Below are 362 nucleotides of genomic sequence, written 5' to 3' on the forward strand. Positions count from 1 at the left end.
GTACAGGCCCACCTTGAGGTCCTGCTCGCGCAGCGCGTCCGCGTATCCGGCGATCAGGTCGTGGCCGGCCGGGGTGCTCCGGACGACGTTCAGGTCGCCGTGCGCGGTGTCCCACAGGGCGACGCCGTCGTGGTGCCGGGCCGTGAGCACCGCGTACTTGGCGCCGGCGCGGGCGAACAGCTCCGCCCAGGCGCGCGGGTCGTACCGGGACGCCGTGAATCCGTCGAGCTGTCGCATGTACCGCTCGTGCGGGACCTCGCCCCAGTAGAAGGACCAGGACTCCGGAACCCCTTCCACGGCGTAGATGCCCCAGTGGATGAAAATGCCCAGCTTGGCGTCGGTGAACCAGGGTTGCATCGGCA

1 protein-coding gene is annotated in these 362 nt (G+C 69.9%); it reads right to left on the minus strand.

From position 1 onward, the window contains the following. A partial coding sequence (locus DSY14_RS28315) for an alpha-L-fucosidase (protein WP_211719627.1) occupies positions 1-362 on the minus strand: 362 nt, incomplete at both ends.

This window comes from Nocardiopsis sp. MG754419, assembly GCF_018207095.1.
GTDB lineage: Bacteria > Actinomycetota > Actinomycetes > Streptosporangiales > Streptosporangiaceae > Nocardiopsis.